The following is a 24,661-nucleotide window of genomic DNA, read 5'->3' as shown; positions in this document are numbered from 1 at the left end:
ATTCAACGACAGAAATGCAGCTTTTTGTCTTGGTGACAAACTTGCAATCACGGTGCGCGGATTTGGTGTAAATCAGGCAATCCGCATTACGGCGGCACCCGCAGCGATGAACGCCACTGCGGCGAGACGCTTGGAGCCGATTCGCTCTTTCAGGATAAATGCGGAGATGGCGACTGCGAAGAGAATCGAGGTTTCCCGCAATGCCGCCACCGCAGCAACCGGGGCCATGGTCATTGCCCAAAGAGCGAGGCCATAAGAACCGAGTGTACCGACACCGCCGATTGTTGCCAGGCGGGTACGTTTGACAAAATGCGGCCAGAGCTCGCCGCGCCGCATGATAAGCGTCCAAACCAGAAGTGGAACAGCATTCAACACGAATACCCACATTGTATAGGCGGCGGGCGCACCGGAATGGCGTACGCCCAAGCCATCAATCAACGTATAGGACGCAATGACGACTGCGTTGACCAAGGCGAGAATAGTTGTGGCGCGATTTGCCCCTACGCGACGGCGCGACTCCAATGCGAGCGCAAGAACACCGGCGCAAATCAGGGCTATTCCTATCCATTTTTGCAAGGAAAGAACTTCCCCAACCAAAGGTCCGCTGGCAAGTGCAACGATCAACGGAGCTGTGCCACGCATGATAGGATAGGCTTGGCTCATATCACCGCTGCGATAGGCAGCGGCAACCATCGCAAGATAAATAACCTGTGCAACGCCTGACGCCGCCAAAAATGGCCAGCTTTCCGGTGCGGGGGCAGGCAAAAACGGCAGGCAGACAGCTGCTATCAATCCTGCCGAGGTGACAACCACGACTGTATTGAGAAATTTGTCGCCCTCGGATTTGACGACGGCGTTCCAGCTTGCATGCATGAGCGCTGCAAAAAGCACAACGAGGACTACAGTTCCGGACATTGATGCATCTACCTGCCGGCATGCTGCGGAATGGAGCATGCTGATCTGCTCTATGACAGAACCATGAAGGCCAGCAAGTCGTATAATTTCAACTTTAACATCAACCATCTTGCGAGAGCGCGAACATCATGAAACAAGCGGCGCATGAACTATCGTCACGCCTATCATGCTGGCAATTTCGCCGATGTGGTCAAACACATCATCCTGACGCGGATTGTCCTTTATCTGCAACGCAAGGAACAGGCGTTTCGTGTGATGGACACCCATGCGGGCATTGGCCGATATGATTTGAAGGGCACGGAAGCTGGCAAGACCGGCGAATGGGTAAACGGTGTCGGGCGGCTTATGGGAGCCAAGCTCGATCCACAGGTAGCCGAATTGCTGGCGCCCTATCTTGATATTATCCGCGCCGAGAATGTCGATGGCCAGATGCGCCATTATCCCGGCAGTCCGCTTATTGTACGGCATTTGCTGCGCAAACAGGACAGGCTTTCAGCACTGGAGCTGCACCCTCAGGATGCAAAACTGCTGGCAGAGGTTTTTGAAGGCGATTTTCAAACCCGTGTCACCGAGCTTGATGGCTGGCTGGCGCTTGGAGCCCATCTTCCGCCCAAGGAAAAGCGAGGATTGGTGCTGATCGACCCTCCCTTCGAGGTTGGCGGCGAATTCGACCGCCTGGTTGAGGGTCTGGCGCGGGCGCATAAGCGCTTTTCGGGCGGCACATTTGCATTGTGGTATCCGGTAAAAGATATTCAGCAGCTGCGACGCTTTACGGACATGCTGGCGGATACTGGTATTCCCAAGATATTGCGAACCGAGCTGATGATTCGAGCGCCGTCAGCAGAACCGCGACTCGATGGAACGGGGATGATCATCGTCAATCCGCCCTTTACACTGGAAGCCGAGTTGCAAACCATCCTTCCGGCGTTGTCAAAAATCCTCAGTGATCAAACGAATGCAGGGTTCAAGGTCGATTGGATAAGGGGTGAGCAAGTTGACGCTTGACCTGACGCTATCCCTGGTTGAAATTGCACACATAAATATGTCCCGGAGAATATATCCATGTCACGCTTCTCGTCATTGATTGCTGCAAGCTTCGCCGTTGGTGTTGCCCTGTCATCTGCCGCCCCTGCCATGGCCGCAGATTACGTCGAAGGCCCGGCTCAAAGCTATGACGAGACCTGCGGACAGGCCCGCGTGCTTAACCGCATCGTCAACAAATTTTCTTATCAGGTAAGGCATGTTCCAAACCTGCCGCAGGTTGGTATCGACAATTTTACCGATGTGCAGCAGACACGCCACGAACCCAGTGCTGATCCTGAAATGGATGCAGTTGAACGGCATTATTGCCGCGCTACGGCTCATCTTTCCGACGGAAGCCAGCAGCCTGTCTGGTATCTCGTGGAGCACGGTCAAGGGTTTGTCGGTGTTGGAGACAATGTCGAATTCTGTCTTGCCGGTTTTGATCGCTGGCATGTTTATAGCGGAAGCTGCCGCACACTGCGCTGATTGAATTCAGCTGATGCCAGCTGGAAAGATTGCCCGCTATCTTCTGTTTGCGGCGCTGATCGGCATCAGTATTCTGACCTATTTGCGAGAACAGGACGTTCCGGCACCTCGCCCTACAACGCAGGATCGGGAGAATGTGCCAGCCAGCCAGCTGCCCAAACAGCCTTCGGGCGAGAAATTGGCGACGGGAAGCGGATTTGATTTTTATGTTCTCGCGCTCTCCTGGTCTCCAAGCTATTGCGCGGCAGAAGGCGACCGCGCTAATGGGCAGCAATGCGCCTCCGGCAGACCTTATGGTTTTGTGGTTCACGGACTTTGGCCGCAATATGAACAGGGGTTTCCGCAGGATTGCGATACCTCGCAACCTCGCAATGTACCTTTTGCCCAAGCCAAGCAGCTCTCCGATATAATGCCTTCGACAGGCCTCGTCACTTATCAGTGGCGCAAGCACGGCTCTTGCAGCGGTCTGACGCAACGCGATTATTTTGCAACGATGCGTCAGGCAATGCAGCGGGTTTCCATTCCCTCCGCATATCGCCAACCAAGCCAGCGCAGCCCGATTAACCCGCTAGTGCTTGAACAGGCTTTCACAGCCGCCAATCCGGGTATGCAGAAAGATGGCATAGCAGTGACCTGCGATCGTGATTATTTGCGGGAGGTGCGCATCTGCCTGACAAAGGATCTGAATTTCCGTTCCTGCCCGCAGGTCGATAGGTCCTCGTGCCGTAGACGCGCTGTTGATATGCCGGGAGCGTTTTAGCTTGCACTAATGTTCTTGCATGGTTCGCCCTTCGACAAGGTATGTTTTGAAAAGAAAACACGCTTGCCGTTTTGCAACTCACTTTATCAATGCGCGCTTTTCATAATCCCACACGAAGTTTACCGTTTCACATCGAGTCGCAAAATCGGAGTTCATCGTGACTAAAGTTCTTTATTCACCCGCATCGCCCTATAGTACCAAGGTGCGTATGGCGGCGCATTATGCGGATATTCCGCTTGAAGCCGTTCTCGTTGACAGCAATGCGCAGCCGCCGGAATTGGTCAATGCCAATCCGCTTGGTAAAATTCCAACCCTGATCCTCGACGATGGCAAGGCGATTTTCGATAGCCGCGTCATTACGCAATATCTCAATCGCCTTTCTGGCAACAAGCTCTTTCCGCGCAACGCGGAAAAACGCCTTGAGGCAGAGCAGCTTGAGTCTATCGCCGATGGACTTTGTGATGTTTTGCTGGCGCATGTTTATGAGCGCCGTTTCCGCCCAGAAGAAAAAATCTACGAGCCGTGGCTGGATCGCCAATGGGTCAAGGCAGTGCGTGTGCTTGATGTTTTGAACGCGGCACCTCCCCGTCTTGGCAAGAAACTGCATGGCGGCCATATCGCGTTGGCGGCAGCCCTCGCCTATGCAAGCTTGCGGTTCGAAGGAAAATGGGAAAAGGGGCGCTCTAAACTGACACGCTGGCAAAAGCGATTCGAGGAATTGCATCCCGAACTGGCGGCATTGTTGCCGAAGTAATTTTGCGGAAGGCCTGAAACGAAAAAAGCCGGACAGTCTCCTGTCCGGCTTTTTTCGTTAAATCACCCTGGTATTAGAACTTGTAGCCAACACCCAGACGAATTTCATTCGTTGTGATCTTGTTCGATACATCGTCGATACCACCGAGATCGTAGTTCTTCTTGCCGAAATCGGTGTAACGATATTCAGCACGGCCAACGATATTTTCGGTGATTTTGGCTTCTGCACCAACACCGGCTGTCCAGCCGATATGTGTCTTGGAATCGCTGCCATCAGGACCGCTAAGCTTGCCTTCAGTCATGGCAACACCGCCTGTACCGTAAAGCAGGACCGGATCAAGAGCGACACCGGCGCGGGCACGTACTGAACCCTCTACGCCCTGCTTGGCTCTATAACCAAAACTGCGTTCCTTGGCACCGGAGTAACCAACGTCGCCTTCAACACCGTAAACAAACTGGCCATTCTGAAGGTTGTAACCGCCGTAAACGCCGCCCTTCATGCCATCGGCATCAAGCTTGCCTTCGGATGTCTTGTTCTTGTTCCAGCCATAGCCGCCATAAGCACCGACGTAAGCACCATCCCAGCCGCCAACTGGCTGTTCAAACGGTGCAGCCTCAGGAGCTGGCGCCTGTTCGACGATAGCATCAGCAGCGAGAACCGGGGCGGAGAGCGTAAGCACAGCCGCCGAAGCGAGGATCATTGTTTTAAGAGTGCGCATCGCAATCTCCTTTTTAAACTCTATTTACACGCAGCGGGCCTTTGGTCGGGGGGAAACCAAAATTACGTCCGCTTGACGAGAATGACATTCGCTCTTCAATGTGGCGGGACTCGTGCCGGACTGTGAAAAGAAACTGTCAGGAAAATGGCCGAAATGCGATGTGGTTTTTCAGCAACAATTAGAATTTCCCTGCAAATTCAATCATTTATAAATAAGCTTACAAAATAGAAATCGCACACTATTTGAATCAAATTTCATTCAAAGTCATACAATATTGCCGGTCAATATAGTATACTTAACACTTGCTTAAGATTTACATTGGACTTGGCGATAATGATGATTTTCTGTCTCTATCAGAGTTTTCCGTGTTTGATTTCCAATCCGCGTTAAAGTTCGACTAGAACTGTTCATTGCTGACGTTAGCCCCTCGCGCTTTATCGGGCTCATGCCTATATTTAGCGTTGAATCACCCCATGAAGGAGAAAACTGTGACGCTTGATCGATCGATTGCCCTTGTAACTGGTGGTGCCAAGCGCATCGGCAAGGCAATTGTTGAAGATTTGGCCGGTCACGGGTTTGCTGTTGCAATTCACAGCAACCATTCGGGCGCTGAGGGTGAGGCCCTACTTGCCGCAATCGAGAGCAAAGGCGGCAAGGGTTGCGTTGTTGAAGCTGACCTAACTGATAGCGACGCAACAAGGCGGCTTGTTTCCCAGGTGCAGCACGAGCTTGGGCCGGTACAGCTTCTGGTCAACAACGCTTCGGTTTTTCAGGAAGACGCAATTGGCAATCTCGCCGATGATGTTGTTTGGAACAACCACTTTGCGGTGCATGTGAAGGCGCCGGTGCTGCTTGCGGACGCCGTTGCCTCGTTGCTGCCCGATGGACAGGATGGGCTGATTGTTAATATTATTGACCAGCGCGTCTGGAAACTGACCCCAAAATTCCTGTCATATACTTTGTCGAAGAGCGCCCTGTGGACTGCTACCCAAACGCTGGCGCAGGCATTGGCCCCCCGTCTTCGCGTCAATGCGATTGGACCTGGACCGACCATGCCGAGCGACCGACAGGACCAGCATGATTTCAATCAACAAGTCAGCAGCCTCCTTTTGGAGCGAGGCCCGGACCTTTCAGAATTTGGCCGTACAATTCGTTATCTTTGGGAGACACGGTCCATTACGGGGCAAATGATCGCCCTTGATGGCGGACAGCACCTGGCCTGGAAAACCGCCGATGCGACGGGAATCGCAGAATGATCGAACCAGCAAAACAAGCGACTAACCTCGAACGGGACGACCCCGATTTCGACATGGCGGAAAACACTGACGAAACGGCCAGAGTGGCCAATGAACCGGTGCGGAACGTTGCAGCGCTGATTAGCGCTATCGAATGGGATTCAGCAATTGTCAGCGACGGCAATAGTGGCGCCGATGTCATTGCCGAACTTGTCAAACGCCTGCCCAACAAACCTGGCGTCTATCGCATGTTCAATGAATCAGGCGACGTGCTTTATGTTGGCAAAGCACACAGTCTGAAAAAACGCGTTTCAAACTATGCACGTGGACAGGGCCACAATAATCGCATTGCGCGCATGATCCGCGAAACCATGAAAATGGAGTTCGTGGTTACCCGTACCGAGACGGAAGCCCTGCTGCTGGAAGCGAATCTTATCAAGCGCTTGCGTCCGCGCTTTAACGTGCTGATGCGCGATGACAAGTCGTTTCCCTATATTTTGCTGACAGCGCCAAAACCGGGAGAGCGGCGCATTGCCCCCGGCATTTTCAAGCATCGCGGTGCGCGGTCGAGCAAGGGAGACTATTTCGGCCCATTCGCTTCTGCCGGTGCAGTGGGCAGAACAATCACCGCGCTACAGCGTGCCTTTCTGCTGCGCACTTGCACGGATTCATTTTATGAGAACCGCACGCGCCCCTGCCTGCTCTACCAGATCAAGCGTTGCTCTGGCCCTTGTACCGGCGAAATTGACGAGCGCGATTATGATGAGCTCGTTGCCGAGACGAAGGCGTTTCTTTCGGGCAAGAGTCAGGCGGTGAAGACGCATCTTTCAAATGCGATGCGGGATGCCTCTGCCGATCTCGATTTCGAACGGGCAGCAATCTATCGGGACAGGCTTTCGGCCCTATCCCATGTGCAATCCCATTCAGGCATCAATCCGCAAGGTGTCGAGGAAGCAGATGTCTTTGCGATCTACCAGGATGGCGGCGTCACCTGCATTCAAGTGTTCTTTTTCCGCACCGGGCAAAACTGGGGTAATCGCGCTTATTACCCCAAGGCGGATTCATCCTTGTCTGGTGCGGAAGTTCTGGGGGCATTTCTGTCGCAGTTCTATGATGACAAGCCCTGCCCTTCAATGATCCTGCTTTCCGAAGTAGTGGAGGATCAGGAATTACTGGGAGTTGCGCTGACAGCCAAATCCGAACGCAAGGTCACGATCCTTGTTCCACAACGCGGCGAAAAGAAAGATCTGGTCGAGCATGCCTTGAGCAATGCGCGAGAAGCTCTAGGGCGGCAATTGGCAGAAACATCGTCGCAATCGCGCTTGCTCAAAGGTGTAGCGGAGACATTCGGACTGGAAAAGACGCCGCGCCGCATCGAGGTCTATGATAATTCCCACATTATGGGCACCAATGCGATAGGCGCCATGATTGTTGCCGGACCCGAGGGTTTCGTCAAAAACCAGTATCGGAAATTCAATATCCGCTCGACAGATATTACGCCCGGCGATGATTTCGGCATGATGCGTGAAGTGATTGAGCGCCGCTTCAGCCGATTGGTCAAAGAACATGGCTCGCCCGAAAACAAGGATATGCCGGCACAAGACGTCGAAATCGATGAATTCGATGATGATTCAGATGCCTTCCCGGCTTGGCCCGATATTATTCTCATCGACGGCGGGCAAGGTCAGATGACCGCGGTGCGCGGTATCCTCAACGAAATGGGTCTTACCGACAAGGTCACTGCCATTGGTGTGGCGAAGGGCGTGGACCGCGATGCGGGCCGCGAGCGCTTCTTCATGGAAGGCAAACCAGCCTTTACCCTACCCCCGCGCGATCCGGTACTATATTTCCTCCAGCGGCTGCGTGACGAAGCCCATCGATTCGCGATTGGCACGCACAGAGCGAAGCGCAAAAAAGAGATGATAAAGAACCCGCTCGACGAAATTGCAGGCATCGGACCATCACGCAAACGCGCGCTGCTGCATCAATTTGGTACTGCCAAGGCCGTTTCCCGGGCTGCTGTCGAAGATTTGATGAAGGTCGACGGTATATCTGAAGCGATGGCTATTACAATTCGCGATCATTTCCGTACATAGGAAGGAAACTGGTCGGAGCGAACTTTGCTCTGCTATCAGACATAATTGCGCCTGACTTGGCCATGATGAGCTTGACGTAAGGTGCTTAAGTCCCTTTGATCGGTAATGATTTGAATGGTTGGAAATATGCCCAAGAACAACGCCTACTCACTACCGAATATCCTGACCTATGCCCGTATTATTGCTGTGCCGCTGGTTGTCCTGTGCTTTTTCATTGAAGGAAGCCTGCAATCAAGCGATACAGCCCGTTGGGCCGCGCTTGCCATATTCATCATTGCCAGCGTTACCGATTTTTTTGACGGCTATCTGGCGCGCATCTGGAAGCAAACATCAACAATAGGCCGCATGCTTGATCCTATCGCTGATAAGTTGCTCGTCTCCGCTTGCCTGCTTCTTTTGGCAGCAGATCAAACTATCGCCGGTTGGACACTCTGGGCCGCGATTATTATTCTTTGCCGCGAAATTCTGGTCTCTGGCCTGCGTGAATATCTGGCAGAGCTTAAAGTCAGCGTGCCTGTGAGCCGTCTGGCAAAATGGAAAACCACAATTCAGATGGTCGCGGTGGCTTTTCTCCTTGCGGGCCCGGCTGGCGACAAGATCGTGCCAATCATCACAATTCTTGGTATCGTGCTCTTGTGGAGTGCCGCACTGATAACTCTCTATACCGGCTGGGATTATTTCCGCGCTGGCCTGAAACATGTGGTGGATTGATCAATGACCAAACTCGTCTATTTCGCATGGGTGCGTGAGCGGATCGGAAAAGGCGAGGAAGTGATTGAGCTTGACCCGGCAATTGTCACAGTCAGCGATTTACTGGCTCATTTGAAAACCCGCGGCGAAGAATATGCCGCGGCTCTCGAATATGAGAATGTGATCCGCGTTGCCATCAATCAGGAACATGTGGAACACGACGCTTTTGTAAAAGGAGCAACCGAAATCGCCCTGTTCCCGCCGATGACCGGGGGATGATATGGACGCGGTGCAGCCACGGATCATAGTTCAGCGTGACGATTTCGATATCGCCGCTGAGATGAGCCAGATTTCCGGACAGAACCGGAATATAGGCGCTGTGGTAACATTCAGCGGTCTTTGCCGCGACGAAGCTGGAACGCTGGCGGCGCTTGAGATTGAACATTATCCCGGCATGGCGGAAGCAGAAATGACCCGCGTTGCAGCCGAAGTGCTGGACCGCTGGACACTTACCGGCCTCACAATCATTCATCGTTTCGGGTTGATCAAACCCGGAGAGAACATTGTTCTTGTCATGGCAGCATCAATCCATCGCGAGGCGGCATTCAATGCCGCTTCATTCCTGATGGATTATCTGAAGAACACGGCCCCGTTTTGGAAAAAAGAACATTTGATTACGGGCGAAGAACGCGGCTGGGTCGAAGCCAAGACCAAGGATCAGGACGCATTCAAACGTTGGCATAGCCTGTGAACCGGCTCGCAACAGGTTCGCTGATTGTGGGGTTTATCGCAGTGTTGGTGCTGGTTATCCTGTCAATCGTGGCATAAGGCCAATAAAAAAGCCGGGCGAACCCGGCTTTTTTATTCATCAGCTTTTAAGAATCAGCCGACGATTTCTGTACCGGAAAACCAGTAAGCAATCTCTTCTGCAGCTGTCTCAGGTGCATCGGAACCATGAACCGAGTTTTCACCGATCGACAGGGCGAAAGTCTTGCGGATTGTGCCTTCGTCAGCATTGGCTGGATTGGTGGCGCCCATGACTTCGCGGTTGCGCAGGATGGCGTTTTCGCCTTCAAGAACCTGAACGATGGTTGGAGCGGAAGACATGAATTCTACCAGTTCGCCAAAGAAAGGGCGATCCTTGTGCACTGCGTAGAAGCCTTCAGCTTCGCGGCGGCTCATCCAGACGCGCTTGGAAGCGATAACACGAAGACCGGCTTCCTCAAGCTTGGCGGTGATGGCGCCAGTGAGGTTGCGGCGTGTCGCGTCGGGCTTGATCATCGAGAAAGTGCGTTCAATTGCCATGGAAATGAAACCTTGTCATTTTGGGGAGATTGGATGGCGGGTCTATAGCGGCAGGCAGTGCGTTTGCCAAGAGACCTTTTACCCGATGCGCTTGAATGCCCTCCTGAACTGCCCTCTTATGCCGCAGCCAATACCTTACGGGCTATGCCGCCATGCAGATCGAGACACCGCTCGAACCAGTCTGCAACCGGATCTCCCTCATCAAACAGCTTGTAAGGCGTCAACACCCTTGCCCATTGGAATGCGCCGAAAACAATGTAGTCGCCAAAGAGCGGCGTTTCACCGCCAATGAATGGCTGCGAGAGCAGCATTTTGCGGATCGGAGCCAGGCTTTTGGTAAATGCGTCGCGCTTACTATCGCGATCAGCGGCGACATCTTCAAGCTTGCGGCCAAAAATCTATTCGCGGCTTTCGCGAAAATAAGCCTGGTTTGGTGTGTCCAGCACATCGTGTACCGGCATCAGCACGACCAGATTGAGGAAGGGATGCAGGATCATTTGCGAATACCCCTCGACAAAACGAGCCATGGCGCGGCCGCCCTCGCCTTTGAAAAGTGAAGGACGGTCCGGATAATGATCCTCCAAATAGAGCGCGATGTCGAATGAATCAGCAACGAGCTTCTCGCCATCCCTTACCACCGGGACCTTGGCGGAATAGCCGTTTTCAAGTTTCGGAATATCAATAAAAGAGACCGCATTCCTGTCAAATGGCAGGCCTTTATGAGCGAGTGACATCACTGTCTTCCAGCAATGAGGACTAAATGGGCGGCTCTTGTCAGTACCGACAAGCTCGTGCAGAACAATTCCCATGGCAAATTACCTCGCTCGATATAGTATGTCAGCAATACTGACTCTTGTAATGGAGAAGTCAACGGATGGAACAGCATTTTCAAATGCTGGCGGCATATAACCGCTGGGTAAACGAGCGGCTCTATATCGCAGTGGCCGAGCTGGAGGACGAGGAATACCGCCGTGACATGGGCGCTTTTTTTGGCTCGTTGCACAGGACGCTAAACCACCTACTGGTGACTGACCGCATCTGGATGTTTCGCTTTAGCGGCGAAGGGGATGCTCCCAAGGCTCTCGATGCGATACTCTTTGACAGGTTCAATGAGCTGAAAGCGGCGCGGGAGCAGGAAGATGCCCGCATTTTAAACTGGGTACGGAGCTTGGACAGCAAGGCAATCGCCTCTCGTTTCACCTATACAACCGTGAGTGACATGCGCACCATCAGCCAACGGCTGGCACCAGCTCTGGCGCATCTGTTTAATCACCAAACTCACCATCGCGGTCAGGCTCACGGTATTTTGACGAGTCTTGGAAAGACCTTGCCTTCGTTTGATCTCGCTCAATTTCAAAGGACTGAAGAAGGTAGGCCTTATTCTTGAACTCTTCCTTCAAACTATTGAAAATCTTTGCAAGAACGCAATAGCGCCCTTCGACAAACTCAGGATGAGGAAGGTGGTGGGTTGCAGGCATCAAGAATTGCAGCTTCAGTGATATTATTGCGGAGCATCAACCTTCGTCATGGTGAGCCACCCTGAGCTTGTCGAAGGGCGAACCACGCACAGCAGCCGTGCAATCTGACTTTTAAACACGAATACCTTGCGGAAATGAGATTTCCCGTGCAAAAGCGCGGCCATGCTTATTCTCGACGATATATCCGTGCGGATGGCCGGCCGTTTGCTGATCGATCACGCCAGTCTCAACCTGCCATCCGGCACAAAAGCCGGACTTGTGGGCCGTAATGGTGCGGGTAAATCCACGCTGTTCAAGGTCATCACTGGCGAACTCCATGCAGAGACCGGCGATTTCTTCCTGCCGAAGAATATCCGCATCGGTCAGGTGGCGCAGGAAGCGCCGGGCACCGAAGACTCGCTGATAGAAATCGTGCTTGCCGCCGACAAGGAACGTACGGAACTGCTAGCCGAGGCGGAGACTGCAACCGATCCGCATCGTATTGCCGATATTCACATCCGACTGGCCGACATTGACGCGCATTCGGCTGAAGCCCGCGCCGGAGCAATTCTTTCTGGCCTTGGTTTTGATGCGGAAGCGCAAAAACGACCGGCATCGTCTTTTTCCGGCGGTTGGCGCATGCGCGTTGCCCTGGCGGCGGTGCTGTTTGCTGAGCCGGATCTTCTGCTGCTCGACGAGCCAACCAACTATCTCGATCTGGAAGGCACCTTATGGCTGGAAGATTATGTGCGCCGTTATCCGCATACCGTCATCCTCATCAGCCATGACCGCGACCTTTTGAACTCCGCCGTCAACTCCATCATCCATCTGGATCAGACCAAGCTGACACTTTGGCAGGGCAATTACGATCAGTTCGAACGTCTGCGTTCGGAAGCGCTGGAATTGCAGCAGAAGGCGCGTACCAAGCAGGAAGCCCACCGCAAGCACATGGAAGCCTTTGTGGAGCGTTTTCGCGCCAAGGCATCCAAGGCCAAGCAGGCGCAATCACGCTTGAAAGCCTTGCAGAAGCTCAAACCGATTTCCGCGCACATTGAGGATCATGTGATGCCATTCCATTTTCCGGAACCGGAAAAGGTCGTGGCCTCTCCTATTATCGCGATTGAAAGCGGTGAAGTCGGCTATACGCCGGGCAAACCCATTCTCAAGCATTTGAACCTGCGCATCGATGCGGATGACCGCATTGCGCTGCTCGGGTCGAATGGCAATGGTAAGTCCACGCTTGCCAAGCTGATCAGTGGCCGCCTACCTTTGCAAAAAGGCAAGATCACGGTTGCTTCGAACCTGAAGATTTCCTTCTTTGCCCAACATCAACTGGACGATCTCGTACCGGAAGACAATGCCATCGAGCATGTTCGCAAGCTGATGCCGGATGCACCAGAAGCGAAGGTGCGCGCGCGCGTCTCGCGCATGGGTCTTGCTACGGTCAAGATGAATACGGCGGCGAAAGACCTCTCTGGTGGTGAAAAAGCCCGACTTTTGATGGGACTTGCGACGTTTGAAGGGCCAAATCTGCTGATCCTCGACGAACCGACCAACCACCTTGATATAGACAGCCGCGAAGCCTTGATGCACGCGCTAAACGAGTTCGACGGCGCTGTCATCCTGATTGCCCATGATCGCCACCTGATCGAAGCGACAATGGACCGGCTGTGGTTGGTGCGCGATGGCGCAGTTGCGCCTTACGATGGCGATCTTGATGCTTACCGCTCACTGGTTCTGGCTGATGCCAAGGCCGAGCGCTCGGGCAACAAGATCGTGGTCGAAGAAGGCCAGAAGCTCAGCAAAGCAGAACAGCGGAAGCTGGCTGCCCAAAAGCGCGAGGCATTAAAGCCGTTGCAGAAAAAGATTCAGGAAGCCGAAGCACAGGTTCAGCGCTTCCAGAAGAAGATCGACTCGCTGCAAGTCCAACTCGCGGACCCGATCATCTATTCCCGCGAACCTGCAAAGGCGACGCAGATCGGCAAAGAGATTGGCTATGCCAAATCTTCACTGGCGCGTGCCGAGGAAGAATGGCTGGCGCTCTCCAGCGAATATGAAGAGGCCATGGCTGATTTATAATTAAGAACATCGCAAGAGAGGGAACGTGCAGGTCGAAACCGTCCCCTCTCCTGGATATTTCAGAGTTTCAGGGCCAAGACCCTAGCCCTCCGAAAGTCTGTCAAAGCTTGGGCAAATCGATTGCAAGCATTGTCTTTTTGCGCAGCGGCAAAGCATAGCCGGCAAGCAGTGCGCCGAGGCCGATAATCGTCGATACGGCGAAGATGATTATCGATGCATGCCGTAAGGCATCTGGCGTCGTTGCGAGCGGATAGCCGACAGCATTTGCAGCCAGCCCCGCTATGGCGGCCCCAATCGCATAGCCGGCAGATTGCAGGGTTGGCAGCAAGGCAGAAGCGCGATCACGCTCGCCGCTCTTGGCAGCTTCCATCACCGTTTGGCTGAGGAAGCCCCAGCTTATGCCAAAGCCCGTGCCGATCAATATTTGCCCGAGCATGACCACCAGAGGTTCGTCCAGCGAGAAACCAAAGACGATGATCGCAAGACCGCTGACGAGCAGCGTTGGTCCAAGGCGGATCATCCAGGCACGGCGGCGCGGATCCTGAATATTTGCGACAAGAATGGCAAAAAGGCTCCATGCAATTGCAAAAGTTGCGCTGAAAGCACCAGCTTTGGTTGGACCATAACCCCAAAGGTTTTGCAGGGTCATAACCAGATAGACCGAGGTGGAAGCTTGCGCGACCGGCATAAGCAGCACAACCCAAAGGCCAATGCCAACCGTGGAATTGAGCGAAAAGGCATCTGACGGAAAGAGTGGTGTGTCGCTGCGACGATCAATTAGGATGACCGAGGCAAGGACTATGGCTGCACCGGCCACGAAAAGCACTTCCATGGGCACGCTCTGCATGATGCTGGCTAACGCAACGAGCATGATACCGGCACCGATGGCGGATAGCCGAAAAAATGGTACGCTTAATCGCTGTATCTCGCCGGAAAAGCGCGGAACGATGCGGAATGTCAATGCGATGAAGATCAGCCCCAAGGGAACATTGATGAGGAAGGCTGCGCGCCACGAAAGATGCTCGGTCAGCATGCCGGACACCAACGGACCACCGAATGCCGCAATAGCCCAAACGACCGCTTCAGCACCAAACACTTTGGCGACAAGCCGGGACGGAAAGAGTTCCGGGATCAGCGCGTAACAGGTGGCAGCAATAATGCCCTCGCCCACGCCCTGAAGGGCCCGGCCTATCAGGACTTCGGTCATGGATGAGGCAAAGGCCGCAATCAATGTACCAGCCAAAAATACCAGGGCCGAACCGACAAGCGCGGTACGAGAGCCGAAGCGGGCTTTCAGCAAGGCACCGCTGGCGCCGCCGACAATAGAAAACACCAGATAAAGGGTAAATGCCCAGGATATCAGCTCAATACCGCCAATTTCGCCCACGGCAGTGGGAAGCGATGTCGACACCAGAAAGCCGTTAAAGGCGAAAAGGGCAACGCCCAGACAAAGTGTCGTTGTGGCTGCCGAATAGTCGGCGGTTAGCAGTTCCGACCAGCGGGCATCGCTGGGTTGAGCATGGTCACTCATGGCATTTCCTCAATTTAATTAGTTTTATGTTTTTATATTCCGCTTTATAAAACAAGCAATAGCTTTTTTAATTTTTATGCCTATATTGGCACCATGCAGGATCGAACGACAAATCGCATGCTATATTCCTTGAAAGTGACCGGGGCTCAAACAGCTGCGGCATTAGCGGAACGTCTGGATATTACCGCGGTGGCTGTTCGCCAGATGCTGGGGCGACTGCATGAAGTCGGCCTTGTCGATTATGAAGACAGCCGTGAGAGCGTGGGAAGACCCAAGAGGTTTTGGCATTTGACTGAGGCAGGAAACGCCCAGTTTCCGGATAACCATGCCGGGTTAACCAGAGATCTCATCGCTTCAATCTCTGCGGTATTCGGGGAGTCCGGACTGGATCAACTGATTTCTCATCGCGAACAGGCGACGCTTAATCAATATCAGCTTGCACTTGAACCAATTGAAACCCTTGAAGCCAAGGTGGAACAGCTTGCAGCCATTCGCTCAGCGGAAGGATATATGGCCACCAGCACCCGCAACGCAGAAGGCAAACTCGTCCTTGTCGAGAATCATTGCCCTATTTGTGTTGCTGCAAAGGCCTGTCAAAAACTCTGCCGCTCCGAGCTTGAAGTGTTTCAAGCAGCACTTGGGCCTGATGTTGAAGTTACACGTTTCGAGCACATCCTCAAAGGTGCGCGGCGTTGTGCTTATACAATTGCAGCAAGGTCAAAACAAAGCGATCAGCTTGCGATGAAGCTGTAGACCATCGGACTGATGAAACGATCCCCTACCCGCCAATAATCGCGAAGGGGTCCGCCTTCGAGTGCAAAGTCCAGTCTCGTCGCCAATCGGATTGAAGGTGCATTATCTGGATGGATAATCGCCGCAATGCGCCGCGTTTTCAGCTCATCAATGCAGTGGGTCATGATTTTTCGGACAGCCTCCGTCATCAGGCCTTGGCCGTGATATTCGGCCCGAAGAATATAGCCAATCTCAAGCTTGCGGCTGTAGGCTTCGCGATGGTGATAATTGACCATTCCGATACATTCATCTGTCTTGATATCGGCCACGGCCCAAGCAATGGCTGTTTCCGGCTGGGCTCCCTTCGCAAGAGCCCTTACCCAACCCCGTGTTTCCTGGATATTCCTACAAGGCGCGAAATCCCAATATTGCACCAACTCCTGATTGCCGAGGCAAGCATGGAGACCCTTATCGTCCTTCGGCTCAAACTGACGCAAGCGCAATCTTTGCGTGACCATAACAGGAAATTTTGTGGCCTGACTGGCCATCATCTGCCCCATTTCGACTGCGGCGGAACCGAAACTGGCGTTGCCTTGCCGCGGCGACGCAAAAATAAAAGCCCGGCTATGCTGATTACGATCAAGGCAATACCAGCGGGCATGATACGCCAATCGACAATTGAAGCGTTTTTTCGCAAAACCAGATCGACATGAGCCACTTCCAACCCGTCAAAATCGCCTGGCCCTATCGTGAAGAGATAATCTCCGTCTTGGGCAGGGTTGATATCGCCAATTTCATCGCGATAGATCTGCTGCCCTTGTGGCGAACCTTTATTGGTGGCTTTTGAGCCGGTATAGTTCAATGTTTCAACAAGAACGTCTTTGCCATTATGGGTCACAACCGCGGTTAAGGCCGTGCGGCTTACCGTCGGGATAAAATTGCGAAGTGTTTGCATATCGACAAAGGCGCGCACGGGCGCATCTTCAGCTTTCAAGGCAACCGTGACAGGCTTGTAGGGGCCGGGCCGGTCATAAACACGCCAGGTTCCGATCTCCTCTCCAGAGAAATTCACGGCTGCCCAAGGCCCGCCAATGCCGAAAACAACACCTAGAACAAGCAGAAACAGGAAAACGAAACGCATCGGCGCCTCCCCTCAAAAGCAATTCCAATTTACGCAATTCCGGACGGATAACCGGTGCCCACTTTTCCTGAAATTGCCTGTCTTTGTTTTACGCAATTTCGGACGGAAAACCGGTGTCCACTTTTCCTGAAATTGCCTGTCTTTGTTTTACGCAATTCCGGACGGAAAACCGGTGTCCACTTTTCCTGAAATTGCTTTAAGCCTTCTTTTCCCAGCGCCCCTCGGCATTCTGCTGCCAATAGGTCAACGCATGGCCCTGATCTTTCAATAATTTCCATTGTGCCCGAGCCTGCTCAAGCTGCTGTTGGTCATGGCCATCAAACATCAAAATAAGGCGCTCATAGTTTTCGGCATCACTTGGGACGGCTCCGTCAACGAGAAACCGGACCGTTGCCGCATTGGGATTGGCATCCGTTGTCGTCAGGATAACCGGCTGTTCTTCAGGATTGGCCTCCTGATCCGTGCCATGGGCAAGAAATGACGAATCCGACCAGGTCCATAAATGATTATCCAGACTGTCGCGCCGTTCCTGCGAGCCAGTCTGGATGACAACTCTCCACTTCCGGTCAAGCGAGCGCTCAACGAGCCCGGGCAACGCATTTTCCAGGGTCGATTCAGTCAAGTGGTAGAAGAGAATTTCAGTCATTTCATTCCGTATGTCAGAATTTCATGCAGTCCGGTCGTGTCTCGACCATACTGGCGGATACACGCATCGAATCCCACCATTCCCGCAAGCGTGGCCTCTCGTCAATCAGCGCGGCCCCTGGTTCCACTGTATCGGCAGCGGCAAGAGTGCTCATCATATAGAATGTGGCAAGTGTTGGCGTTGTGAAGCCGCAGGCAGGTGACTTGTCAAGAATTCCCTCGATAACACCCAGCACCTGTCGGGATTGGGTAATTGCCTCGTCCGTCGGTGCAAGTCCATCACGCCAATAGATCGGAACGTAAAGCCCCCAGACCAATGGCCGGTAGGCATATGCATCAACAATTCGCATGAGCTGCCGCATGCGTGCTGCATCCTTTACAGATGACGGTATCAATGCAGGCTCGTCAAAAACTGCGTCGATATAATGCACAATGGCATCGGTCTCATAAAGACCGAAACCATCTATTTCTATCGCCGGGATTTTTCCGAATGGATGCAGCTGGTCATAGTGAGCCGGGAGCTTTCCTCCCTCGAAAGGGTCAGCCTCCACCATTGAAAATTTGGCTCCCTTAGTGAGGAGGACAAGTCTGACAATGCGTACATATACGCTCTCAAGCGTTCCATAGAGGTTGATCTCCACGGTCAACCCTCAAAATTATCCTGAACAAATCTGTCCAGAAGCCGCACGCCGAATCCTGAAGCCCAGGACTGGCTGTATTCATTGGTGGGAGCGCCTATCGCCGTGGCAGCGATGTCCAGATGCGCCCAAGGCGTATCGCCGACAAAGCGCTGCAGGAATTGTGCAGCTATGATTGCGCCGCCATAGCGCCCGCCAATATTTTTCATGTCGGCATTCTTGGTATCGAGAAGCTTGTCATATTCCGGTCCAAGAGGCATGCGCCAGAGTTTTTCTCCCGTAGCCTGTCCGGCCTCCAAAAGTTGCCCCGCAAGCTCGTCATTATTGGAGAATAGACCCGCATGATGAAGACCGAGCGCTATCATGATCGCGCCGGTTAGCGTGGCCAGATTTATCATGAGCTTTGGCTTGAAACGATCATTGCAGTAGTAAAGCGCATCCGCCAGAACAAGACGTCCCTCGGCATCGGTATTGAGCACTTCTATGGTTTGCCCCGACATAGAGGTCACGATATCGCCCGGACGTTGTGCATCGCCGTTGATCATGTTTTCCACGATGCCGATCACGCCGACGACATTTACTTTTGCCTTGCGCGTGGCCAAAGCATGCATCAGACCGGTGACAGCAGCAGCGCCGCCCATATCGCCCTTCATCTCCTCCATGCCACCCGCGGTTTTGATGGAGAGACCACCGCTATCAAAGGTGACCCCCTTGCCGACAAATGCGATCGGCTGGTCCTTGCCCTTGCTTCCGTTCCAATGCATCACGGCCAGACGCGCCGGGCGGGTAGAACCCTGTGCAACACCGAGAAGCGAGCCCATGCCCAGCTTTTTCATATCTTTTTCGGACAATATTTCGACCTTCACGTCGAGCTTCTTCAGCTCCTCAATGCGTTCAGCAAATTCGATGGGTCCAAGCATATTGGCAGGTTCATTCACCAGATCACGCGCCAGCACAACGCCTTCTGCGACCGCTTCGGCTTGAGCAAAAGCTTTTTTTGCCGCTTGAGGATCTGCCACGTGAATGGTTATGCGGGCTGAGCGATAATCCTTTTCGCCGTCCCTGTTCTTTTTCGTTTTGTATTTGTTGAAACTATAGGAGCGCAGCAATATGCCGAGTGCAAAATCAGCGGCGCTTGTGGCCGAAATTTGCGTATCCGGAAGCGCCAGAACAATCGATATGTCTTTCACACCGGCCACTTTCGCAAGAGCGGCACCGCCCATTTTCAGCCAATCATCGGCCTTAAGTTTGTCTGGATCACCCGTTCCTATCAGCACCAGCCGATCAAGTTGAGTATCCGCAGGAGCGATTGTGGAAATACCCGAAGCCAGTTTACCTTTAAAATCCGAAACATTGATGATACGCGACAGCGCATCGGCACCGATAACAGATTCGGCCTCTGCAGAGATCTTACCTTCAGCATTGGCCAGCAAAATGGCAGTCTTGCCTTCGATTGGCGCGTGCTTCGCAAAACTGATGGATGGGCGTTTGGACATGATATCTCCAGATTGAACAAAACGTGATTTTCTTATTTATCAAACGTGATGAAATAAGGGACTCAACGAAGTATGTGGACTAACACCTTGTTAACCAGCTTTCTTCGCCTATTTTTAGCCAAGCCTGACTAGATTGAACTAAAGTCGATATATAGAACACGTAACGGGTTCGTCCCAAAATTCCATGGGCTTCATGGGATAAACTGAACAGCCGGTCTTTCCGGTCCGGTGGTTAAACAAGGTGGCGGAACTCTTCTTGCGAAACATGACATGCGCCTGATTGAGATATATATCTTGCGACGGATCGTCGTCATGTTTTTTGCTGTGCTGCTTTCGGCAGTCGGCGTGACGTGGATTGTCCAGGTGCTGGGGCGCATCAACTTCCTGACGACCAGTGGGCAAAGCTTTTTCTACGTTCTCAAATTCAGTTCCAACCTGCTTCCATCCGCCTTCCCGCTTGTTATGCCATTTGCGCTGGTGATTGCTGTTACGCAGACGCTTTCGACAATGAACCAGGATTCAGAGCTTGTCGTTATCAATGCCGCGGGCGCGCCGCGCTCGGCGGTGATCCGCCCCGTTCTGCTTTTTGCCGCCTTCGTCTCAATATCGTCATTCGTGATTGCAAATTTCATCGCGCCCTACTCCACACTTAATATGCGCCAGATGATTGCCGACGCGAATGCTGACGTCGTTAATCTTGTGGTGCAGCAAGGCGCTTTTCAGGAACTGGCGGACAATCTTTACATTCAGATCGAAGCACGCGATTCCAACGGCTCCATCAAGGGACTATTTGTTTCCGATTCCCGCGATCCAACGACAGACCTGATTTATTACGCCAAGGAAGGACTGGTCGTTGAAACGGGAAACCAGAGTCTGCTGGTCATGAAAGACGGTGAAATCGATCGCCGCGATGTCCAGACCGGGAATGTTTCCATCATCAAGTTCAATACGTATGCACTTGATCTTGCAGCATTTTTGGCGGCAGATGAGAAAGAGCCGACCATTTTTGCGAAAGACCGCCCTCTGGATGAACTGTTGAATCCTGATCCGAACGACAAGCAATATAAGAGCAACCCACTGCGCTACACGTCTGAACTATACAAGCGATTCACTGAGTGGAGTTATGCCTTTGTGTTTGCGTTGATTGCGCTGGCGGCGGCTGCCGATTCACGCTCCCATCGCGAGGCCCGGATTTCGGCCTCGTTTACCGCCATTACGCTCAGCCTCATCGTATTCTGGATGGCCTATTCGACGGGGCAAAACACCAATAAAAATGCAGACCTGCTGCCGCTGCTGGTCGCGATACCACTGTTTGCGGGTCTGGCTGCAACCTATGCTTTGGTCACAAACCGGCAAATCGGTTTGCCTGATAGTTGGACGAAGTGGCTGAAATCAAACCTGGCGGCGCGGCAGGAAGCTTTTGCCGGCGTAGGCACGAAGCTGTTCAGTCGCAAACGCGGAGGCAACCGCAAATGATAGGTTGGACTCTGGGTCGCTATTTCTTTTTGCGCTACGTGACAATCACGGCATATTTTTTGCTGGGCAGTTTCGCGCTGGCACTCATTCTCGATTTTACGGAGCTGTCGGGCAAATTATCGGCATTACCCGACTATTCGCCACTTGCCGCATTCGGCATATCGGCGATGCGCATCCCTTTCATCATGCAGCAGGTCTTTCCATTCATCGCCCTGTTTTCGGCAATGGCAACGTTGATTTCCCTGAATCGCAAGTACGAACTTGTTGTCGCTCGTTCAGTTGGGGTTTCAGCGTGGCAGTTCCTGTTGCCAGCCTGCGCAGGTGCCCTGCTTTTTGGTCTTATTGCCATATTACTGGTCAATCCCCTCGCCGCTCACGGCTATGAGCGAAGCGAGCAAATCACCTCCGCCTGGCGTTCCGGCAAAGCCAATGATGTTGGCACGAACCGCGTTCCGTGGCTCCGCCAAAAGACTGAAGATGGCGAAACCATTATCGGAGCCAAATCTATCGTCAATCGTGGTTTACGATTGGTTGACGCGACTTTCATTCGGCTGGACAAGAATCAGGACATTCGGGAACGGCTTGATGCGCGAACCGCTGACTTGAAAGATGGCTATTGGGAACTGAACAATGTGACCAAATTTGTGCTTGGCGAAACCCCGGTTCCGTTGGATTCAATACGTATTCCGACGCATCTTCGCCCTGAATTCGTTGAAGAAAGCCTCGCCAAGCCTGAAACAATTCCTTTTTTTGAGCTGCGTAACAAAATTGCCGCAGCCCGTTCTTTTGGTTATTCAGCCAACAGTTTTGACATGCATTTCCAGTCTTTGCTGGCTTTACCGGCTTTGTTGATGGCGATGACTTTGATCGCCGCGACAGTTTCGTTGAAATTTGTTCGCTTTGGACAATCCGGAACGATGATTCTGGGTGGCGTCCTGGCGGGCTTCGTGCTTTATGTCGTCACTGTTGTGGTCAAGGCATTTGGCAATGCGGGATTCGTCCCGCCTTTCATAGCCGCATGGACACCCGTGTTGATTGCAACATTTTTTGGGGTCTCCTTTCTGTTGCACAAGGAGGATGGTTAGAGTGGGATTGAATGTAACGCGCTCGGTGTTACCGTCGTGGCTCGCACGTTTGTTGTGCGGGACGGCAGTGCTATGCCTAGCAGGCGGGATTTCGCTCCCAGCCTATGCCCAGACAAGTGATGCACTTGTGGGCACTGTCCAGACTAATCCAAATGCACAGCTTCTTCTGGAATCAGACGAGCTTGTCTACGACATCAATGCCAAGACGATTTCCGCCGTTGGTGGTGTGCAGATTGACTATGATGGAAACCGGCTTGTCGCGCGTCAGGTCACGTATGACCAGAATACCGGCCGCCTGAAAGCCATGGGCAAAGTTGAGATTGTCGAAAAAGACGGCAATCGGATTTATGCCGAGAATCTCGATGTCACCGACGATTTCCGCGAAGGCTTTGTCAATGCCCTGCGCGTTGAGTCCGCTGACAATACGCGGTTCGCAGCCGAAAGCGCCGAGCGTATTGGCGGCGAAATTACAACCTTTAACAACGGTATATATACTGCCTGCGAGCCTTGCCGTACAAAGCCGGACAAAGCTCCGCTCTGGCAGGTCCGTGCGCAAAAGATCATTTGGAACGGCAAGAAGAAGACAATTCGTTTCGAGCGTGGCCGTTTTGAAATGTTCGGCATGCCATTGGCCTTCCTGCCAGCCTTCGAAATTGCAGATCCGACAGTCAAGCGCAAAAGTGGCTTTCTCATTCCAAGCTACAAGCATGAAACCAATCTCGGATCAGGCGTTTCCGTGCCATATTTCTGGGCCCTTGCACCCAATTATGATCTGACGCTTACCGGTACTTATTACAGCAAGCAGGGCTTCCTCGGTGAGGCTGAATGGCGCCATCGCCTGAATAATGGCGAATATTCAATCAAGGTCGCCGGTATCAGTCAGCGCGATCCGGAGGCGTTTAAATACAATGATTATCGTGACAATCTAGACGACTTTAATGTCGATCGCGATAACCACGGCCGCGGCATGATCGCGACGAAGGGGGCTTTGCGTATCAATCCGCGATGGACTGTCGGCTGGAATGTTATGGCCCAATCGGACAAGGCGTTTGCCTATCGATATGGCATTGATCAATATGACAATTACGATATCACCAATGAGGTTTATCTGACGGGCATCAATGATCGAAACTTCTTTGATCTTCGCTTCTATAATTTCCTTGTTCAGGAATCGATTGGTAATGATAATTCCAGCGCCCAAGAAACGAAGCAACCTTGGGTAATGCCAAGTTTGGATTACGCCTTCACGCCCACACAGTCGGTTGCAGGCGGCGAACTGAATTTCGATGTTAATTTGCAAGCGCTTCATCGCGACAGGCAAAGTGGTACCGGATTCAGCGACCTTACACGTGAAGGCTATATTTCTGGCATCAAAGGCAATGATGGGCGTCTGACCGCTGAGGCGGAATGGAAACGCACATTCATCGCGCCTAACGGTCTGGTTATTACACCCCTTCTCGCTCTGCGCGGTGATGGCATGTATGTGGATTCCGACACAGCCGGTATTGTGCGGTCTGAAGCCTTCCGCGGCATGGCGACAGCAGGTCTTGAAGCCAGATGGCCTATCCTGTTCTCAACGACCAGTTCGACGCATGTGCTGGAGCCGACTGCTCAGCTATTCGTTCGTAATAATGAGCCCTATGCGGGCGAGATGCCGAACGAAGACGCACAGAGCTTTGTTTTCGACGCATCCAGCCTGTTCGAGCGTGACAAATTCTCCGGTTATGACCGGGTTGAAGGTGGCACGCGCGTCAATCTCGGCGTTCGCTACTCCGGTACGTTCAGCAATGGCCTGTCGCTCAATGGTATTGCTGGCCAGTCATTCCATATCGCCGGAAAAAATTCGTTCAATACGAATGACTTCGTGAATGTTGGCGCAGAGTCTGGCCTTGAAGATGACCGTTCAGACTATGTTGCGATGATCGGTGCCAATTATGGCCGGTTCAACGTGACAACTGGCGGGCGCTTCGACAAGGACACATTTGAGGTTCGCCGCGCCGAAGTTGCCAGCACAGCGGATGGCAAGTATGGCTCAGCCTTTGTCAAATATGCATTCATTGACAAGCAGGAGACTTACGGGTTTCCGACAGACCGCCACGAGGTGACGGTAGGCGGCTCTGCCAAGCTAACACCGAACTGGCGTGTTCTCGGCTCAGGGACCTATGATCTCGTATCCGAGACGTTGGTGAAGCGCACCGCAGCGCTGGCCTATGATGATGAATGCTTCACATACAGCATGTATTATCAGCAAGAGCAGCCTGTGACCGTTAATGGCGCAGAGGGCGACAAGACGACGAAATTCGGGTTCAATATCTCGTTCAGAACGCTCTGGGGCGTTGGTGAGCCAGTTGATATTGGCGGCATCTAACCATCACGTTTGACGACCGCTCTTGCGGTCA

24 protein-coding genes and 1 pseudogene are annotated in these 24,661 nt (G+C 52.8%); 15 read left to right on the top strand and 10 right to left on the bottom strand.

Translation table 11 applies throughout. From position 1 onward, the window contains the following. Positions 1 to 72 precede the first annotated feature (72 nt). Positions 73 to 915: an EamA family transporter gene (locus AC6CHM_RS00845; protein ID WP_498171632.1), complete on the bottom strand. Its 843-nt coding sequence runs from the start codon at positions 913 to 915 to the stop codon at positions 73 to 75. A gap of 144 nt (positions 916 to 1,059) precedes the next feature. Between AC6CHM_RS00845 and AC6CHM_RS00840 the strand changes: the two genes are divergently transcribed. The 4 genes from AC6CHM_RS00840 (at position 1,060) to AC6CHM_RS00825 (ending at position 3,938) form a co-directional block, all read left to right on the top strand. Beyond that, positions 1,060 to 1,920: a 23S rRNA (adenine(2030)-N(6))-methyltransferase RlmJ gene (locus AC6CHM_RS00840; protein WP_498171631.1), complete on the top strand. Its 861-nt coding sequence runs from the start codon at positions 1,060 to 1,062 to the stop codon at positions 1,918 to 1,920. Positions 1,921 to 1,977: 57 nt separating this feature from the next. Beyond that, positions 1,978 to 2,424: a hypothetical protein gene (locus AC6CHM_RS00835; protein ID WP_307286481.1), complete on the top strand. Its 447-nt coding sequence runs from the start codon at positions 1,978 to 1,980 to the stop codon at positions 2,422 to 2,424. A 13-nt stretch (positions 2,425 to 2,437) separates the two neighbouring features. Beyond that, positions 2,438 to 3,184 (top strand): ribonuclease T2 family protein, encoded by a 747-nt coding sequence (locus AC6CHM_RS00830; RefSeq protein ID WP_498171630.1) that lies wholly within the window; start codon positions 2,438 to 2,440, stop codon positions 3,182 to 3,184. A 157-nt stretch (positions 3,185 to 3,341) separates the two neighbouring features. Further along, a complete protein-coding gene (locus tag AC6CHM_RS00825; RefSeq protein WP_307284076.1) occupies positions 3,342 to 3,938 on the top strand; it encodes a glutathione S-transferase in 597 nt (198 codons plus the stop codon). Between the two features lie 73 nt (positions 3,939 to 4,011). On the opposite strand, the gene AC6CHM_RS00820 is transcribed toward AC6CHM_RS00825, so the two are convergent. Continuing rightward, complete coding sequence (locus tag AC6CHM_RS00820) at positions 4,012 to 4,656, bottom strand: outer membrane beta-barrel protein (RefSeq protein WP_115051769.1); 645 nt, start codon at positions 4,654 to 4,656, stop codon at positions 4,012 to 4,014. 473 nt (positions 4,657 to 5,129) lie between these two features. Here AC6CHM_RS00820 and AC6CHM_RS00815 point away from each other — a divergent pair, with 473 nt between their 5' ends. The 5 genes from AC6CHM_RS00815 to AC6CHM_RS00795 all read left to right on the top strand — a co-directional run bounded on the left by AC6CHM_RS00815 (position 5,130) and on the right by AC6CHM_RS00795 (position 9,428). Next, positions 5,130 to 5,912 carry an SDR family oxidoreductase gene (locus tag AC6CHM_RS00815; RefSeq protein ID WP_498171627.1) on the top strand — a complete coding sequence of 261 codons (783 nt, stop codon included), beginning with the start codon at positions 5,130 to 5,132 and terminating at the stop codon, positions 5,910 to 5,912. Next, positions 5,909 to 7,987 carry an excinuclease ABC subunit UvrC gene (gene uvrC, locus AC6CHM_RS00810; protein ID WP_498171625.1) on the top strand — a complete coding sequence of 693 codons (2,079 nt, stop codon included), beginning with the start codon at positions 5,909 to 5,911 and terminating at the stop codon, positions 7,985 to 7,987. Before AC6CHM_RS00815 ends, uvrC begins: the two co-directional genes overlap by 4 nt. A gap of 126 nt (positions 7,988 to 8,113) precedes the next feature. Beyond that, positions 8,114 to 8,698 (top strand): CDP-diacylglycerol--glycerol-3-phosphate 3-phosphatidyltransferase, encoded by a 585-nt coding sequence (gene pgsA / locus AC6CHM_RS00805; RefSeq protein ID WP_115051772.1) that lies wholly within the window; start codon positions 8,114 to 8,116, stop codon positions 8,696 to 8,698. A 3-nt stretch (positions 8,699 to 8,701) separates the two neighbouring features. Next, positions 8,702 to 8,956: a molybdopterin converting factor subunit 1 gene (gene moaD / locus AC6CHM_RS00800; protein ID WP_115051773.1), complete on the top strand. Its 255-nt coding sequence runs from the start codon at positions 8,702 to 8,704 to the stop codon at positions 8,954 to 8,956. A gap of 1 nt (position 8,957) precedes the next feature. Further along, positions 8,958 to 9,428 carry a molybdenum cofactor biosynthesis protein MoaE gene (locus AC6CHM_RS00795; RefSeq protein WP_354344895.1) on the top strand — a complete coding sequence of 157 codons (471 nt, stop codon included), beginning with the start codon at positions 8,958 to 8,960 and terminating at the stop codon, positions 9,426 to 9,428. 131 nt (positions 9,429 to 9,559) lie between these two features. On the opposite strand, the gene ndk is transcribed toward AC6CHM_RS00795, so the two are convergent. Together ndk and AC6CHM_RS00785 are read right to left on the bottom strand one after the other, a co-directional pair. Beyond that, entirely contained in the window at positions 9,560 to 9,982 is a 423-nt protein-coding gene (ndk, locus tag AC6CHM_RS00790; RefSeq protein ID WP_115051775.1) for a nucleoside-diphosphate kinase, read from the bottom strand. A 116-nt stretch (positions 9,983 to 10,098) separates the two neighbouring features. Next, positions 10,099 to 10,791, bottom strand: a pseudogene (locus AC6CHM_RS00785) (glutathione S-transferase family protein). A 65-nt stretch (positions 10,792 to 10,856) separates the two neighbouring features. Between AC6CHM_RS00785 and AC6CHM_RS00780 the strand changes: the two are divergent. Both AC6CHM_RS00780 and AC6CHM_RS00775 read left to right on the top strand, forming a co-directional pair. Then, positions 10,857 to 11,369, top strand: a complete 513-nt coding sequence (locus tag AC6CHM_RS00780) for a DinB family protein (RefSeq protein WP_337353815.1) — start codon at positions 10,857 to 10,859, stop codon at positions 11,367 to 11,369. Positions 11,370 to 11,622: 253 nt separating this feature from the next. After that, the gene (locus tag AC6CHM_RS00775; protein WP_115051778.1) at positions 11,623 to 13,518 is read left to right on the top strand and encodes an ABC-F family ATP-binding cassette domain-containing protein; all 1,896 of its coding nucleotides are present in this window, start codon (positions 11,623 to 11,625) and stop codon (positions 13,516 to 13,518) included. Between the two features lie 100 nt (positions 13,519 to 13,618). Here the strand turns inward: AC6CHM_RS00775 and AC6CHM_RS00770 are convergent, their stop codons facing one another. Then, the gene (locus tag AC6CHM_RS00770; protein WP_498171621.1) at positions 13,619 to 15,049 is read right to left on the bottom strand and encodes an MFS transporter; all 1,431 of its coding nucleotides are present in this window, start codon (positions 15,047 to 15,049) and stop codon (positions 13,619 to 13,621) included. Between the two features lie 117 nt (positions 15,050 to 15,166). On the opposite strand from AC6CHM_RS00770, the gene AC6CHM_RS00765 reads away from it, so the two are divergent. Further along, the gene (locus AC6CHM_RS00765) at positions 15,167 to 15,802 is read left to right on the top strand and encodes a helix-turn-helix transcriptional regulator (protein ID WP_498171620.1); all 636 of its coding nucleotides are present in this window, start codon (positions 15,167 to 15,169) and stop codon (positions 15,800 to 15,802) included. Here AC6CHM_RS00765 and AC6CHM_RS00760 read toward each other — a convergent pair. The 5 genes from AC6CHM_RS00760 to AC6CHM_RS00740 form a co-directional block, all read right to left on the bottom strand. Then, positions 15,781 to 16,332 carry a GNAT family N-acetyltransferase gene (locus tag AC6CHM_RS00760; RefSeq protein WP_354344901.1) on the bottom strand — a complete coding sequence of 184 codons (552 nt, stop codon included), beginning with the start codon at positions 16,330 to 16,332 and terminating at the stop codon, positions 15,781 to 15,783. The genes AC6CHM_RS00765 and AC6CHM_RS00760 overlap by 22 nt on opposite strands. Then, a complete protein-coding gene (locus tag AC6CHM_RS00755) occupies positions 16,329 to 16,922 on the bottom strand; it encodes a hypothetical protein (RefSeq protein WP_498171618.1) in 594 nt (197 codons plus the stop codon). Before AC6CHM_RS00755 ends, AC6CHM_RS00760 begins: the two co-directional genes overlap by 4 nt. Before the next feature lie 196 nt (positions 16,923 to 17,118). Continuing rightward, positions 17,119 to 17,568 carry a DNA polymerase III subunit chi gene (locus AC6CHM_RS00750; protein ID WP_115051783.1) on the bottom strand — a complete coding sequence of 150 codons (450 nt, stop codon included), beginning with the start codon at positions 17,566 to 17,568 and terminating at the stop codon, positions 17,119 to 17,121. A 13-nt stretch (positions 17,569 to 17,581) separates the two neighbouring features. Then, complete coding sequence (locus tag AC6CHM_RS00745; RefSeq protein ID WP_336441927.1) at positions 17,582 to 18,208, bottom strand: glutathione S-transferase family protein; 627 nt, start codon at positions 18,206 to 18,208, stop codon at positions 17,582 to 17,584. 2 nt (positions 18,209 to 18,210) lie between these two features. Continuing rightward, positions 18,211 to 19,701 carry a leucyl aminopeptidase gene (locus AC6CHM_RS00740; protein WP_498171616.1) on the bottom strand — a complete coding sequence of 497 codons (1,491 nt, stop codon included), beginning with the start codon at positions 19,699 to 19,701 and terminating at the stop codon, positions 18,211 to 18,213. Positions 19,702 to 19,971: 270 nt separating this feature from the next. Between AC6CHM_RS00740 and lptF the strand changes: the two genes are divergently transcribed. From lptF to AC6CHM_RS00725, 3 genes are read left to right on the top strand one after another with little or no spacing between them, the layout of a single operon-like run. Further along, positions 19,972 to 21,177 (top strand): LPS export ABC transporter permease LptF, encoded by a 1,206-nt coding sequence (gene lptF / locus AC6CHM_RS00735; RefSeq protein WP_498171614.1) that lies wholly within the window; start codon positions 19,972 to 19,974, stop codon positions 21,175 to 21,177. Next, a complete protein-coding gene (lptG, locus tag AC6CHM_RS00730; RefSeq protein WP_115051787.1) occupies positions 21,174 to 22,262 on the top strand; it encodes an LPS export ABC transporter permease LptG in 1,089 nt (362 codons plus the stop codon). Before lptF ends, lptG begins: the two co-directional genes overlap by 4 nt. Before the next feature lies 1 nt (position 22,263). Beyond that, complete coding sequence (locus AC6CHM_RS00725; RefSeq protein WP_498171612.1) at positions 22,264 to 24,630, top strand: LPS-assembly protein LptD; 2,367 nt, start codon at positions 22,264 to 22,266, stop codon at positions 24,628 to 24,630. Positions 24,631 to 24,661 lie beyond the last annotated feature (31 nt).

It is taken from the genome of Phyllobacterium sp. GQ127 (genome assembly GCF_059758635.1).
Note: the sequence above shows the minus strand (reverse complement) of the source record. Positions and strands in the feature narration are given on the sequence as shown.